We start from the raw sequence: 14,247 nt of genomic DNA, 5'->3' as shown, positions 1-14,247 counted from the left end.
ACCATTGTATGAAGAAAATACTTGTACTAACCCTTCTGCTCCTAACCGGAAGCTTGCTCTATGCCCAGGATAGACCCAGATTCTGGGATGATGTTCAAACCATTAAGAAGTACGACGAGATGTATACACCTCCGGCAGATCCTATTCTGTTTGTTGGTAGTTCTTCCATCCGTAAATGGAATGATCTGGAAAGAACCTTTGCAGGCTATGTGGTTTTAAACAGGGGAATCGGGGGAGCTGTTACTGATGATATTACTTATTATGCTAAAGATATTATATTCCCGTATCATCCACGGGAGATTGTGCTGTATATAGGAGAAAATGATGTGCCAGATGAAAAGACGACTGCTGATTCTATCCTGAACAGAACGAAACATCTGATGGAAGTATTAAGGGCGCAACTGCCAGATGTACCTGTTGTATATATATCAATGAAACCAAGTCCCAGCAGAGAGATATACCAGTCAAAGGCAAAGGCCGCCAATGAACTGATCCGTGATTATCTGAAGACTGAAAAGAACACAACTTATATTGATATCTTCAACTTAATGTTAACACCTGATGGAAAACTGCGCAGGGAATTATTTGTGGAAGATATGCTGCATATGAATCGTGAGGGGTATAAAATATGGCGTGCAGCAGTAGAACCGTACCTGCTAAAAAGATAAAAAGGGAGCCCTATAGATTGTAAATGATCAATAAATACACCTTGTTTGCCGTGATGCTTAGGTGAAGTATAATAAAGATCTAATCCATAATCTTATACCCAAGCTAAATTAAGAAACTAAACAGGCAGGCGCGGTGTATTTATGATCATTTATAATCGCGGAAAATCCTTTTTAGTTGGCCCATTTTTTATTGCTATTCCAGGTAGTAATGCCTGATCCTGTTAAAGTCTTCATCCAGTTCATACACCCAGGGTACTCCTGTCGGGATATCCAATTCGGTTACCTGCTCATCTGTTAGATGATCCACATATTGAATCAATGCCCGTAAGCTGTTGCCGTGAGCACATATGATCACCTTCTTGTGATTCCGTACGGCCTGCATAATTGTTTCTGTCCAGTAAGGTAATACCCGGTTCATTGTTTCACTTAAATTCTCCGTCAGTGGTAATTCCCGTGCTGTTAGTTCTTTGTATCTTGAATCATTGCCGGGAAAGCGGGGATCAGTACGATCCACTGCTGGAGGATGTTCATGTGGATCTCTTCTCCATTTATGTACCTGTGCTTCTCCATATTTTGCAATGGTCTCCTCTTTATTTAATCCTTGTAAAGCACCATAGAATCTTTCATTTAAACGCCATGATTTCTGTTCAGGAATCCATAGGAGATCCATTTCTTCCAGTACAAAGTGAAGGGTTTTAATAGAGCGTTTGAGTAATGAGGTGAACCCGATATCAAAAGAGTAACCTTTATCTTTTAATAGTTGACCAGCATGTTTTGCCTGCTTAATACCTTCTTCGGATAGGTCTACATCTTCCCAACCTGTAAACTTGTTTTCCAGATTCCATTCGCTTTGTCCATGACGAAGTAATACCAGCTTCAGCATTTTTTTATGGGTTTGTAAGTAAATGTACAAATTAAATAAACCTGTTTTTATTACGACCGGATAAAAGCCTGCGATTATCTTTTGCAGATCTTGCAAAAGGAGGTATCTTGAAATTAAAGATGGCAGGACAATCAAAGAATTAATCATGAAAATATACCAGGAATCATTACAATTAAGAGAAAGAAGAAGAGGATTTCATCTTATCACAACAGAAGTGATGCAAGCATTTCCTAATATCAGGGAAATCAAAACAGGCATCTGCCAGGTGTTCATTCAGCATACATCAGCATCGTTAACTATAAATGAAAATGCAGATCCTACTGTAAGAATGGATTTCGAAATGTACTTTAATAAAACAGTGCCAGAAAATGATCCTCAGTATATCCATAATGATGAAGGTCCTGATGATATGCCTGCCCATTTGAAGGCTGCTTTATTAGGTAGCTCGGTGATGGTCCCTATCCGTAACGGAAGACTGGCTCTCGGTACCTGGCAGGGTATTTATTTATGTGAGCATCGTGATCATGGAGGACCAAGGAATCTGGTGATTACTGCCTGGGGGGAATAATATAAAAGAGGTTGTAAGAAATAAACGAAGGGCCTAAGGATCGGATAAACGACAATTGTTCTTCATCAAGTGTCCGAATGAAAAGAGGTTGTACCAAACTTTGATACAACCTCTCTTATACCTTCTTAAATATTATCAGATTTTTCCGAAGAGCCCTACCATTTCTCCATTGGTTACCTGTTTCATAACTCCTGTATTCTTATTATACAGTTTGCATTTGAACAGCATTTTTGTTTTCAGATAGAATGTCCCTGTCAGATCCGGTGAATCAGATATGCTGGAAATATTGAATGTACTACCTGTCTGATCTCCTGTACCGTATTCCGTTCCCCACTCTTCCCCATCAGCATCCAGCCAGCCAATGGTAACGCCATCTCCATCTGCAAAGCTTTTTACTATCTTATAACTACCGGGAGCAAAAAAGGCTTTAAAAGTATTATTGGTTGCATTCAGATAGTTATGCATGGTACCACGGGTAACACCAAAACCAGTTTTCCCTTTAGGTGTTTCACTTTCTCCTATAACATAATAGTTAATACCGGCAGATATTGTTACATCATCCACGCCACTCAGACTGGACCCAGCTTCATAATCATTAGTCATCGTAACTATTTGCTCATAGGTCTTACCATCTATCGTAATCTTATAATAATATTCTGTAGCACTACCAGGATCTGAATTACCGGGGATAGTTGCAACAGCAACACTACATGTATTATTCCCTGAGTTGAAGGCATATAAATTGATCCCGGCAGTTTGAGGAGTACCTATGCCCTTCAGCGTTATCATCTGAGAACCAGTAGCCGTAAAGGTGCCTGTGCCGGTGAATGAAATGCCGTTCAATGAATTGGTAGACATTGTCCAGTTACCAATTTTTGTGACATTTACAGTAATCGTCACTTTGGCATCTGTGCCCAGCACTGTACCTGTCTGGTAGTTACCGGCAGCAGTTGCATCTGAACAATTAGTACCTGAAGCGATAAACGAAAATTGGGCAGTACCACCGGTTGTTCCCGGGATTTCTGTAGTTGGGGTAGTTGGCGGCTCATAAGATTTCTCTTTTCCACAGCCCAGGCCTGCAATGAATAATAACAGGAATAACGCCAGGTGGCGGCTCTTAAGTTGACAGAACATACTAGTATTTAATTGATTAATTGCTACAATGCCCTTGTTTGGCAGGTTGCAAATATAGTAGAAATACAGGTCGATTTGCACTAATCTTAATAGTCCATGTTTAAGGAGTAATTGTTTGAAAAAATAAATACGCATAATGCGTACTTTTATTAACTTAGTATAATCAATGGGACGAGAATCCTCGTAATGCTAAAGAACAATATACAGTAAGTGAATATTAAATTATCTTTTATGGATACTTTACAATTTAAAGTTATTAAAACTGAAAAGCAGTACAAACAGTATTGTAACCAATTAGAAACATTGTTAGCACTGAAAAAGAAAAATAAGTACAATCAGGATGTTATCGAACTTTTAACAGTATTAATCGAAAAATGGGATGCAGAACATAGCACATTTACGGATGCAGATCCCATCGAATTATTACGTTATCTCATGAATGAGAATAATCTTAAATCAGTTGATCTGGCCAAGCTGCTGGAAATTAGCACAAGTTTAGTATCTGATATTCTAAACTATCGCAGAAGCTTATCTAAAGATATCATAAGGAAGCTGTCTGAAAGGTTTAAGTTATCCCAGGAGGCCTTTAACAGGCCTTATAAACTGATATCTTCTGCTAAACCGCAAGAGGTTAGTGTAATGAAAATCACTAAAAAAGTTGCAATCGAAAAATAAGATTATGCAACCGCCTTCTTGTAATTATTATCTGTGAGCAATACTCCCGTGGCGGCCAGTAATGTAAAACAGATGTTAAATACAATATGCACAGGGTAAGACATCTTCCCAAGGATACCCCCACATGAGCAGGGTATATTTGTAAAGAAGAAGAACAGCGTGGATAAATAAAAGGTAAAGATGGCCATCACAAAGAAAGATAAAAAGAGCCCTGTTTTTCTTGTTAAGGGAAAACTTAACAGAAATACAATCAGAAATTCTGTACCTAATACAACTGGCCCCAACAGGTTCTTATCGTATTTTACGAGTAACGGTGATTTACCCATATCAGACAGGAAGATTTGGTAATCCATTGCTTTAAAAATACCAGCATACATGAAAAGCATGCATATAAGTATCACAATTGTTTGAAGAATATAATTTTTCATTGAGATGTCAGCTTAAAAAGAAGAATGTTTTTTTCGTAGGCAGCGATTAGCGTATCTGAACATTTTGCCAATTGTAATACAGGGCTATTCTGATAGCCGGGTAATCTGAAACTACCTTCGTATTTACCGCTCATTATATTATAAACGTCTATTGCCGGGCCCCGGTATCCGCTGGACAAAACATCCTTAGACAATACGTAAGAAAGTATATAGAGATGTTCCTGATCGGAAGTAGCAGTTGAGTTGACTACAATCGATTTGCTTGACCTGGTATATATGTTACCAGTGGGTACAGCTATATTGGATGGAGGAGTATGATCAATTGTATGAATAACCTGGATTTTGTTATGTTGCTCATCATACTTTATAATACCGGAGTTATAAAATGGAATATAAAAGTGATTTCGGGAAGGCATGTTCCGGATATAAAATCCATCGGCAGAAAGACCGCCATCTTCAAAGCGTGGAAATTCATATAGGGTACTGTCCTGCACAGGAGCGTTGAAGTTTCTCAGTTTTAATTGCGTTACCTTTTTAGTGGTATCATAGTTTGTTATCAGGAATGCAGTTTCATATATATCCTTAAATGATCTGGCAGTTGTAGTATCAGGGTAAATTATACTATCCAGTTTTCCGGTACCTGATTGATAAGATGTGATCTTTTTACCAATATCGTCAAAGAGATAAAAAGTATTTGTATTGGTGTCAATTTCGAGCCTTGTAACTATACTTAGAGGTAGTATTCTGTTTGTGAAGAAAGAGTCTGTTTGATGCAGATGGGTATTGTATTTTAAAATGGCAGTTTTACTGTACACATATCCATAAACATTCCCCTGCGCCACTTTCATAATACTTACCCGGCCAGGAAATTGAACTGTATCAATTGCCTGTAATTTATACCTGTCATAATTTCTTGTATGATCCGTAAATATTCTGTCAGGTTCAGCTCCTTTTACAAGTATGTACATGACGATCATTGCGCAACATAATAGCGCGGATAGTATCAGCAGATTTTTTTTCATAAAGAGAAGGCTGCATGGGCAGCCTTTAACTTTTAAGATTTAATAGAATAAATAATTTCAGATAATAGATCAGGGGCAGAGCTGTGTTTTGATACCCCAGGCTCCGGTGGAATTACATTTAATATCTGGCTCGCAATGGCAGTAAGGGATTCTTTTCGATTGATTGGCTTTAACTGTAACAGCGATTGTTGTGCCAACGGCGAGCACAAAGAATAGCAAGGCTAACTTTTTCATGTTTTTCTTTTTTGGATTTTGAATAATTAATGAATATTTAAAGTGAAATACTACAGGGTTATGGGTCCAGATTTAGGTTATGTAATTGTTGGCGAATATTTCCTAAAGTGAATCTAAGAAATACTTTTTGATTTTGCAATAGTCGTAACAGGATTTTATAAAATAAAGTTTAACAGAATGGAGGTGTGTAAAAAAAATAAGTAGTTGTACCTACATTAAATACAACAGGAATTGTTTTACTTCAAATGGAAATATTGATCAATCAAATGTTGTAAATTAACCTGGCTTTGTCAATTGCGGGCTATATAAATAATTGATTAAAGATGTGACATGAGAATATGAAAGAAGAAAGTAATACCGGAGAATTCAGGTGGGCGATGGTAGGCCTAAAGCTCATACACCACAAAAAAACATTTTTATCATCCCGATATCTGTAAATTTGAAATCCAATGTCTACAGAATACGATGCAATAGTTGTGGGCTCCGGCCCTAATGGACTGGCCGCAGCTATTACCCTTCAACAGGCTGGCTTGTCGGTACTGGTAATAGAAGGCCATTCAAATACCGGTGGCGGTTTGCGAACCGCAGAACTGACTCTGCCAGGATACTGGTCAGATGTTTGTTCTGCCATCCATCCAATGGGTGCGGGTTCTCCTTTTCTGCAAACATTGCCCCTCGAACAGTTCGGGCTGGAATACATTCACCCGCCGGTACTTGCTGCGCATCCTTTTGATGATGGCCATGCTGCAATACTGAAAAGAGATCTCACAGAAACGGCTACTCTGTTAGGAAACGATAAAGATGCTTACCTGAGGTTACTGGAACCAGTGGTAAGAGACTGGCCGGGACTGGCTCCCGATGTGCTGGGACCATTACACTTTCCTGAGCACCCGCTTAATATGGCCCGCTTTGGCTTGCAGGCGCTGCGTTCAGCACAAAGTGTGGCAAAGGGGTTCCGTACAAAAGAAGCGAAAGGTCTCTGGGCTGGCATGGCTGCCCACAGCCTGCTCTCACTGGATACTTTATCTACTGCTGCCGTTGGCCTGGTATTGATGGCAAATGGACACCTGACCGGATGGCCGTTGCCAAAGGGTGGGTCGCAAAGTATTGCAGCAGCATTAGTAGCCTATTTTAAGTCGCTGGGAGGCAAAATAGAGACGGGGCACTATGTAAGATCATTGTCGGAGTTACCTTCCGCAAAAGCGATCTTATTTGATATTACACCAAAGCAATTACTGGAAATCGCAGGAGAGTCTTTTAATGACCTCTATCGCTGGCAGCTGAAAAAATATCGCTATGGCGTGGGAGTGTTTAAAGTAGACTGGGCTCTTAATGGGCCAGTACCCTTTACTGCCCCGGAATGCCGGCAGGCAGGCACAGTTCATCTGGGTAATACCATTGAAGAAATTACCCGTTCAGAAGCGGATGTTAATGCCGGGCGACTTAATGATTCCCCATATGTGTTGCTGGCACAACAAAGCCTCTTTGATCCCGGAAGGGCGCCGGAAGGTAAACAAGTATTATGGGGATATTGCCATGTACCACATGGTTCGACTGCCGACAGAACTGAGATTATTGAAAAGCAAATAGAAAGGTTTGCACCAGGATTCAGAGATCTGATTCTGGACAGGCATACTTTTAATACAGCACAACTGGAGGAATATAATCCCAATTATATTGGAGGAGATATCAATGGCGGTATTCTGGATATCTGGCAACTCTTTACCCGTCCGGCCTTGCGCATTTCTCCCTATCGTACTGCTGCCAAAGGACTTTATTTATGTTCCTCTTCAACACCTCCGGGAGGAGGAGTACATGGCATGTGTGGTTTCCATGCTGCCAGAAGGGCGTTAAAAGATCTCTGGCATATTAATGTGCCACTGCCCCGGAAAGCATAAGATATTGATTTACGAAATATCGAAGTACTCTCATAAATATACGGGATGCCGTAATTTTTATGAGAGAGCAATTTCTTGTATCCTACAGCAAAACAATGAATTAGCACAATGGCATATGCTTTGAAATAACCAGCCCTGAAAAATAAAAGGATTTCCCTTTTAATATTAACCATAACCATTTATCTTATGATGAAACCCAGTTTATTGTACTTAGCACTCTTATGTTTATCATTATTCAGTTGCTCCAAAAGAAATTCTTCCAATGAAAATTTAAATGCTGGTGATAAAACCACAGCAGCAGTAGCAGGATCTCCTGTTGGAGATGTTGTTGGGAAAGTAACCGTTGGCTATCAGGGCTGGTTCTCCGCCCCGGGCGATGGATCGGCAGTGAACAGATGGACGCATCAGAACCTTGATATGTGGCCGGATCTGCGGGAATATTCAGTTACATACCAGACTACTTCAGGGAATCTTGGAAATGGCCAGCCAGCAAAAATGTTTTCTTCATATGATCAGTCAACTGTCGATCTGCATTTTCAATGGATGCAGCAAAATGGTATTGACTGCGCCGCACTTCAGCGGTTCACTGGAGAACTGTCAGACCCTCCGTTCAAATCTCAGCGGGATGGTATGGCATTGAAGGTTAAAAATGCAGCGGAAGCTACTGGCCGGAAATTTTACATCATGTATGATATTTCGGGGAACCAGACCATGCAATCGGTTTTAAAAACTGACTGGATAAGTACGATTCAGGGTACACTTAACCTGTTATCATCTCCAGCTTATGCAAAGCAGAATGGTAAACCAGTTGTATGCATATTTGGTATGGGTTACCAGGGGGCTACTGTTCCCGGAGGAGGTGATTCGGCAGCATGCCTCGACGTTATCAACTGGTTTAAAAGCCAGGGATGTTATGTAATCGGCAGTGTGCCTATGAACTGGCGTACTCCTACTCCGGATGGTTTTTCCCGGAGTAATTTCACCAGTGTTTACAATGCATTTAATATGCTTGCACCATGGGCAGTAGCAGCCCAGGTAGTGGCTTCCTATCAACCCTGGATTCAGGGAGATTATGATTATTGTGAAGCGCATGGTATCGATTATCAGCCGATTGCTTATCCCGGATTTTCTTTCCATAATACTAATGCTTCAAGTAAGCTGAATGAAATACCGAGAAATCATGGTGATTTTATGTGGGCGCAGGTAGCTGTAATGAAAACAGTGGGTGTTAAAAGTCTTTATATCGCCATGTTTGATGAGATGAATGAAGGTACGTCCATTTTCAAGGTTGCAGAAAATGCCTCTCAGGCACCTGCTGATAAGTCATATGTTAATCTCGATCAGGATGGCGTTGCCGTATCATCAGATTTTTATCTGCGGCTTACTAATGATGCCGGCAGGATGATCAAAGGTCAGATTCCTTATCAGGCTACACATCCTACAGCTCATGTTATTGGAGGAGCTGGTCCCCTGACCAATGGAACTTACAAAATTATAAACCGTAACAGTGGAATGGCGCTTGACGTAAAAGGTGAACTGACGGCCAACGGTAGTTCTGTTCAGCAATGGAATTATACTGGCGGGAATAATCAGCGCTGGACATTGACAAGTCTTGGTGGCGATCATTATAAAATTATTGGTGTACAAAGTGGAAAATCACTTGACGTGGCAGGGCAGAGTCTTATTGACGGTGGTAAAATCCAATTGTACGATTATAGCGGCGGCGCAAATCAGCAATGGGTAATAACACCAACGGCTAATGGCTATTATTTTATCCAGGGAGTGCAGAGCGGAAAAGTAGTAAATGTTCCAAGGCAGTCTACCGAAGCTGGTACACTTATCGAGCAGTGGACAAATGATGGTGGCAATAATCAGCAATGGTCAATACAACTCCCTTAAACAATTACTACAAAACAAGATCATGCATTTTAGAAAAATAAGTGGAATACTCTTAATAGCTATTTCTTTTTTGTTTAATAGTTGTACAAAAAAGAATGCTATCGAAACAGCTATTCCCATTAGGAATAATGATGTGAGTGTTTCAAAAATAGCGGCAGTTGCCGGTAATCCGGATGATCCGAATATAAAATATTTCGGACGCTGGGATTTTAGTGATACAAATCAATATGTAAGTTATTGGGGAGGTGCTTATATCAAAGTAAATTTTTCCGGTACAACTGTAAAAATAAAAGTTGGTAATACGAGTAACTTTTACGCCAAAATAGATAATGGTGCCTGGGTAAGTTACAACAATACCGGAGGAACAATTGATCTGACATCAATTCCTCTTACCAGTGGCATTCATTCTTTAAGTGTTGCTCAGGGGAGGGATTATGATTACCTGTTTAAGTTCCAGGGACTGGTTCTTGATGCAGGCGCTGTAACAAGTGCTCCTGCTTCGTTAGCTGACCTGATTGAATATATCGGAGATTCTATCACCGCGGGATATCTCGACGAGCAGACAAATGTATCGGATTATGCGTGGGTCTGTTCTGAAATGCTGCATTGTGAACATACTCAGATCGCTTATCCTGGCATTTCCCTGGTAAGTACAACTGAAAATCCTTCCGGAATGGATGTGCAGTATTTTAAGCAGCAAACGTCCAATTATCCGTCATCGCCAGCATGGGATTTTACAAAATATACCCCAAGAGTTATTGTCATTAACCTGGGGACAAATGATAACACAAATAATACGAAAGACAGTGCATTTCAGCGGGGATATACCAGTTTTCTGGCCAACATCCGTACTAAATATCCTAATGCTGAAATATTTGTTTTACGCACTTTCCTTGGATTAAGGGCATCGCCTTCATCTGCAGCGGTAAGCGCCCGGAATGCGGCCGGGGATAGTAAGGTTCATTATATCAATACGGCAGGCTGGCTTACCCAGGGGACCAGTGATTATCTGCCGGACAACCTGCATCCCAGTGTAAGTGGTCATATTAAAGCCGCTAACCTCTTACAGCCAATACTGGCTCCGTATGTTGGAGGCAGTCCTTTAATTGCCGACGGAACATATAAAATTACAAACAGAAATAGTGGGTTGGTATTGGATGCAGCAGGACAAGGAACTGTTAATGGAACTGCCATTCAGCAATGGAGTTATAATGGTGGGAGTAATCAGCAGTGGACCGTGAAAAGTATTGGTAACAACCAGTATCAGATCATTGGTTTACAAAGTGGCAGATCCCTGGATGTTACCGGGCAATCTGTTGCGGATGGAGCTCCTATTCAGTTATATGATTACCAGGGAGGTAATAATCAGAAATGGTTGATTACCCCGGCTACCGGTGGTTATTATACAATCACTGCCGTTCAGAGTGGAAAGGTAATGGAGGTTTCTGCTCAATCTACCGCCTTAGGCGCTGCTGTAAACCAGTATACCAGTAATGGGGGAAATCATCAGCAATGGATTTTCCAGGTACCTTAGTCTTGAGTAAGAGAATTGCTTAAACAATCTGGACCCTCCATCAAGGTGTCCGAATGAAAAGAGCCTGTATCGTATTTATGGTACAGGCTCTTTATTTTATTATTCCTATAAAAGCAATCTTCTCAAAGAGTAAGGCTGCAATTTCATATGATGTGTGAAGGGAATATACAGTCGCTTAACCAATTCTTTAGCACTTCATTTATTGATAGCTGGTAAAAGTGTAATTTGCGGTTATGCATAGTAAATTACTCCATCTTATTGCTGAAAATGTGCATTTGGATAAAGCAGACGAAGTGTTTGTAGAAAAGCTGTTTCTTCCTGTAAGTTGTGAAAAGAACACTATGTTGGAGAGAGAGGGGAAAATTCCTCAGTATCTTTACTTTATCAATTCGGGTTTTGTCAGGGTTTTCTACTGGGAAGATGGTAAACAGATCACCACGCATATCAATTGCCCTCCTGGCTTCATTACATCTTTCAATAGTTTTATTTCTGGTACTATTGCTACGGATAACGTTGAATGCGTTACCGGCTGTGAACTTTTGCAGATCACCAAAACAGACCTTGAATGGTTATATAAACGCAGCGCACAATGGGCTGCATTTGGTAAAATTATCTATGAAAGATCCCTCACCTATAATGAAGAACGTACAAAGGAAATGATAGGATTGTCGGCAGAACAGCGATATCTTAAACTCCTCCGGAGCCAGCCTGAAATTGTTCAGCAGGTTCCTTTACAGTATATTTCCTCTTATCTGGGTATAGAACCTCAATCATTGAGTCGTATTCGGAAAAAGATAAGTTCTTAACATTTGTTCAGTGTGTTCAGTTTGAGGTGATTGATCTTTGCATCGTACAAAACAAATAACGATGAAAAGTATCAAAGGGAAAACAGTGTTAATCACCGGAGCATCCTCCGGAATAGGCAAAGCATTTGCTTTTGAAGCGGCAAAGCAGGGAGCCAATCTTATCTTAACAGCCCGTTCAATACAGAAATTGCAGGATATAGCCTCACAGATTATGCGCAGGTTTGGGAATACGGTTCATTTATTCATTGCCGATCTCTCTAAGAAAGATGCACCTGCAGATCTCTATCGCCAGATCAGCGAAAAAGGGCTCAAAACAGACCTGTTAATAAATAATGCCGGCATAGGGAAATGGACAAACTTTTTAGACGAATCTTCGGCTTCATATGAAGAAATGCTGGAATTAAACATCAACTCCCTGGTTAAACTCACTCAGCTTGTAATTCCGGGTATGCTGGAAAGGGGAACGGGAGGTGTTATTAATATTGCCTCTACGGGAGCATTACAGCCTTGTCCTTATGTGGCAGTTTATTGTGCCAGTAAATCCTTCGTATTATCCTTTTCAGAGGCTTTATATGGAGAATATTATCACAGGGGGATTACAGTAACTGCTGTTTGTCCGGGAAATACAGCTACCGGCTTTCAGGCTATAGCAGGCGCAGATACTAAGGGGATGGCTGCGGATACGCCTGAATATGTGGCAAAGAAAGGATTAGAGGCATTTTTAAAGGGGAAGAGCTTTAAGATTACCGGAACAGTTAATTATCTGCAGTCTTTTTTGCCAAGGCTACTGCCACGGAAAAGCGTTATTAATGTGGTATCGGGGATGATGAAAAAAAGGGTAGAGGGTGTCAGAAAATATGGATTGGAGGTTAGTGTAAATAATAGGTGATAACCAACAAAATACAAACTAGTTGGTATTGCAGGGGAAGTCAACATTTTTAACTTTATAGTGTTATGCAGAATAGAAATTCTATTCAACTTTAACCATTTAAAGTATTACAATGAAATCTCCATTAATCCCAATTAACGTTATTTCGATTTATAAGAATAGTTTGGGTGATTTGCTTCCATTACCTACCCGGATGGCAAAGTGTACGCCAGACACACATACTGCTATTATAAATACAGCCATGGGGCTGGCTAAGAAAGGAGGGCGTTTAATATTAAGTGACCTTTTCCGCAGTTATGATATGCAGGCTCAGTCACATCAGGATTATATTTCAAAAAAGAAGAAGGCATTCAGTCCGCCGCCGGGAGGCAGCTTTCATGAAGCCGGACGAGCATTTGATCTGGATCTGAGTGCTATCAAAATTTCCCTGGCAGACTTCTGGGCCATAGCCGCTAAATCCGGCATATTCCCTATCATAAAACAACCTAAAGCAGGTGTATCAGAATCCTGGCATTTTGACTGCCGTGGCAGTCATCAGATTGTTTATCAATATTATGAGGATGGGAAGGGCACTAATTTCAAACCATATACAGCTGCAGCAGCAAGTGGTATCCTTTCATTAGGGGTGCATGTAGATGCTTTTGAAGGCAACCAGGTGCAGGCTGCTATTCAGTCTTGTATTATCCGGCTGGGCAAAGTGATTGGAAATATTGACGGACAGATTGGGCGTAAAACCCAGAAAGCCCTGGAAGAACTTGAAATTCCATTGGATATGGCTAATCCTGCTAATATGCTGATGCAGGCGGAGAATATGGTCCAGAAAAAATTTCAGGCCGAATTTACTATGCCATCAGTTTAATACTGAGTGGATGGTAGTATATCCATATGAACTTTGGTTGTTATTATCAGGAGCAACCAAAGTTCGTTTATCGGATTATATAGCGCCTTCCAGCGCCTTGTTCAGGAGTTTTGATCCCTTATCACTATAGTTGAGCAGCAAAGCGGCTTCCCTTCCCTGTGAGCTCATTTTTGCCCATGTTTTTTGCAGGATTCCTATCATTTTTTCTTCAGAATGCTTTTCAGCCAGCTCATCATACTGAAATTCAAGAAATACCAGGCAGAGTGCATTCTCCATTGTTTGCACTTCACTATTCGTTTTGAGCGTCTTTTTTAATACAATTATATTTACCTGGTTGATGATATCTGCTTCATATCCCAGCGACTGTAATATCTCTGTAGCTTTTTGTGCATGAAATTTCGAAAGATCGCTTCTCCATTTCAGATAGCCCACCCGGCCATCTGGATAAGTGTTTCTCGCAATTTCCCATCTTCCAATATGCTGGCATCTGGAAGCAAGCAATAAGGGTTCACTGGCTTCCGGATTAAGTTTTTTTATCCATTCGTATAATTTGAGTGCATAAAAATACTCAGATGGATATTCCTGCCCGTTCCATGTCACTTTCACAGGATCCCGCTGGTTGTATTCATCAAAAAGATTAAAAGCCTGTTCAAGATTAGCCATAGAAATTAATTTTTTTGTACCAATTCATAATGATACAAAAAAATAATCAATCTTTTGATTATCCGTGTGTTTGGGCAGGCCCCGGCC

The 14,247-nt window shown here is 40.5% G+C and carries 14 protein-coding genes; 9 read left to right on the top strand and 5 right to left on the bottom strand.

Annotated features, from left to right (window positions below; all coding sequences use genetic code 11):
* Positions 1–8 precede the first annotated feature (8 nt).
* On the top strand, positions 9–668 hold the full coding sequence (locus BM176_RS16795) for a GDSL-type esterase/lipase family protein (RefSeq protein ID WP_090105131.1): 660 nt from the start codon (positions 9–11) through the stop codon (positions 666–668).
* A 193-nt stretch (positions 669–861) separates the two neighbouring features.
* Here the strand turns inward: BM176_RS16795 and gpmA are convergent, their stop codons facing one another.
* Complete coding sequence (gene gpmA / locus BM176_RS16790) at positions 862–1,551, bottom strand: 2,3-diphosphoglycerate-dependent phosphoglycerate mutase (protein WP_090106100.1); 690 nt, start codon at positions 1,549–1,551, stop codon at positions 862–864.
* A 151-nt stretch (positions 1,552–1,702) separates the two neighbouring features.
* Here gpmA and BM176_RS16785 point away from each other — a divergent pair, with 151 nt between their 5' ends.
* The gene (locus BM176_RS16785) at positions 1,703–2,119 is read left to right on the top strand and encodes a secondary thiamine-phosphate synthase enzyme YjbQ (RefSeq protein ID WP_369823744.1); all 417 of its coding nucleotides are present in this window, start codon (positions 1,703–1,705) and stop codon (positions 2,117–2,119) included.
* Between the two features lie 135 nt (positions 2,120–2,254).
* Here BM176_RS16785 and BM176_RS16780 read toward each other — a convergent pair whose 3' ends face one another.
* Positions 2,255–3,253: a hypothetical protein gene (locus BM176_RS16780; protein ID WP_143097837.1), complete on the bottom strand. Its 999-nt coding sequence runs from the start codon at positions 3,251–3,253 to the stop codon at positions 2,255–2,257.
* A 231-nt stretch (positions 3,254–3,484) separates the two neighbouring features.
* Between BM176_RS16780 and BM176_RS16775 the strand changes: the two genes are divergently transcribed.
* Positions 3,485–3,928, top strand: a complete 444-nt coding sequence (locus BM176_RS16775) for a helix-turn-helix domain-containing protein (RefSeq protein WP_090105126.1) — start codon at positions 3,485–3,487, stop codon at positions 3,926–3,928.
* A gap of 2 nt (positions 3,929–3,930) precedes the next feature.
* On the opposite strand, the gene BM176_RS16770 is transcribed toward BM176_RS16775, so the two are convergent.
* Together BM176_RS16770 and BM176_RS16765 are read right to left on the bottom strand one after the other, a co-directional pair.
* Positions 3,931–4,356 carry a MauE/DoxX family redox-associated membrane protein gene (locus BM176_RS16770; RefSeq protein ID WP_090105124.1) on the bottom strand — a complete coding sequence of 142 codons (426 nt, stop codon included), beginning with the start codon at positions 4,354–4,356 and terminating at the stop codon, positions 3,931–3,933.
* The gene (locus BM176_RS16765) at positions 4,353–5,378 is read right to left on the bottom strand and encodes a hypothetical protein (protein ID WP_143097836.1); all 1,026 of its coding nucleotides are present in this window, start codon (positions 5,376–5,378) and stop codon (positions 4,353–4,355) included. The genes BM176_RS16770 and BM176_RS16765 overlap by 4 nt, the downstream gene beginning before the upstream one ends.
* Before the next feature lie 683 nt (positions 5,379–6,061).
* Here BM176_RS16765 and BM176_RS16760 point away from each other — a divergent pair.
* From BM176_RS16760 to BM176_RS16735, 6 genes are all read left to right on the top strand, one after another.
* On the top strand, positions 6,062–7,510 hold the full coding sequence (locus BM176_RS16760) for a phytoene desaturase family protein (protein ID WP_090105121.1): 1,449 nt from the start codon (positions 6,062–6,064) through the stop codon (positions 7,508–7,510).
* Positions 7,511–7,696: 186 nt separating this feature from the next.
* A complete protein-coding gene (locus tag BM176_RS16755) occupies positions 7,697–9,409 on the top strand; it encodes an RICIN domain-containing protein (protein ID WP_090105119.1) in 1,713 nt (570 codons plus the stop codon).
* A gap of 22 nt (positions 9,410–9,431) precedes the next feature.
* Positions 9,432–10,943 (top strand): RICIN domain-containing protein, encoded by a 1,512-nt coding sequence (locus BM176_RS16750; RefSeq protein ID WP_177230433.1) that lies wholly within the window; start codon positions 9,432–9,434, stop codon positions 10,941–10,943.
* Positions 10,944–11,176: 233 nt separating this feature from the next.
* A complete protein-coding gene (locus tag BM176_RS16745; RefSeq protein ID WP_090105115.1) occupies positions 11,177–11,749 on the top strand; it encodes a Crp/Fnr family transcriptional regulator in 573 nt (190 codons plus the stop codon).
* 61 nt (positions 11,750–11,810) lie between these two features.
* Positions 11,811–12,638: an SDR family NAD(P)-dependent oxidoreductase gene (locus BM176_RS16740; RefSeq protein ID WP_090105113.1), complete on the top strand. Its 828-nt coding sequence runs from the start codon at positions 11,811–11,813 to the stop codon at positions 12,636–12,638.
* Positions 12,639–12,750: 112 nt separating this feature from the next.
* Complete coding sequence (locus BM176_RS16735; protein ID WP_143097835.1) at positions 12,751–13,497, top strand: M15 family metallopeptidase domain-containing protein; 747 nt, start codon at positions 12,751–12,753, stop codon at positions 13,495–13,497.
* A gap of 75 nt (positions 13,498–13,572) precedes the next feature.
* On the opposite strand, the gene BM176_RS16730 is transcribed toward BM176_RS16735, so the two are convergent.
* Positions 13,573–14,160, bottom strand: coding sequence for a DUF4202 domain-containing protein (locus BM176_RS16730; protein WP_090105110.1), 588 nt, complete (start codon positions 14,158–14,160; stop codon positions 13,573–13,575).
* Positions 14,161–14,247: the final 87 nt, after the last annotated feature.

Origin of the sequence: Chitinophaga sp. CF118 (genome assembly GCF_900112615.1) — a bacterium.
GTDB lineage: Bacteria > Bacteroidota > Bacteroidia > Chitinophagales > Chitinophagaceae > Chitinophaga.
Note: the sequence above shows the minus strand (reverse complement) of the source record. Positions and strands in the feature narration are given on the sequence as shown.

Bases quoted from the DNA above. Each gene is read 5' to 3' on its own strand.
- BM176_RS16795 (WP_090105131.1), top strand. From the start codon at position 9: ATGAAGAAAATACTTGTACTAACCCTTCTGCTCCTAACCGGAAGCTTG.
- gpmA (WP_090106100.1), bottom strand. From the start codon at position 1,551: ATGCTGAAGCTGGTATTACTTCGTCATGGACAAAGCGAATGGAATCTG.
- BM176_RS16780 (WP_143097837.1), bottom strand. From the start codon at position 3,253: ATGTTCTGTCAACTTAAGAGCCGCCACCTGGCGTTATTCCTGTTATTA.
- BM176_RS16775 (WP_090105126.1), top strand. From the start codon at position 3,485: ATGGATACTTTACAATTTAAAGTTATTAAAACTGAAAAGCAGTACAAA.
- BM176_RS16770 (WP_090105124.1), bottom strand. From the start codon at position 4,356: ATGAAAAATTATATTCTTCAAACAATTGTGATACTTATATGCATGCTT.
- BM176_RS16765 (WP_143097836.1), bottom strand. From the start codon at position 5,378: ATGAAAAAAAATCTGCTGATACTATCCGCGCTATTATGTTGCGCAATG.
- BM176_RS16760 (WP_090105121.1), top strand. From the start codon at position 6,062: ATGTCTACAGAATACGATGCAATAGTTGTGGGCTCCGGCCCTAATGGA.
- BM176_RS16755 (WP_090105119.1), top strand. From the start codon at position 7,697: ATGATGAAACCCAGTTTATTGTACTTAGCACTCTTATGTTTATCATTA.
- BM176_RS16750 (WP_177230433.1), top strand. From the start codon at position 9,432: ATGCATTTTAGAAAAATAAGTGGAATACTCTTAATAGCTATTTCTTTT.
- BM176_RS16745 (WP_090105115.1), top strand. From the start codon at position 11,177: ATGCATAGTAAATTACTCCATCTTATTGCTGAAAATGTGCATTTGGAT.
- BM176_RS16740 (WP_090105113.1), top strand. From the start codon at position 11,811: ATGAAAAGTATCAAAGGGAAAACAGTGTTAATCACCGGAGCATCCTCC.
- BM176_RS16735 (WP_143097835.1), top strand. From the start codon at position 12,751: ATGAAATCTCCATTAATCCCAATTAACGTTATTTCGATTTATAAGAAT.
- BM176_RS16730 (WP_090105110.1), bottom strand. From the start codon at position 14,160: ATGGCTAATCTTGAACAGGCTTTTAATCTTTTTGATGAATACAACCAG.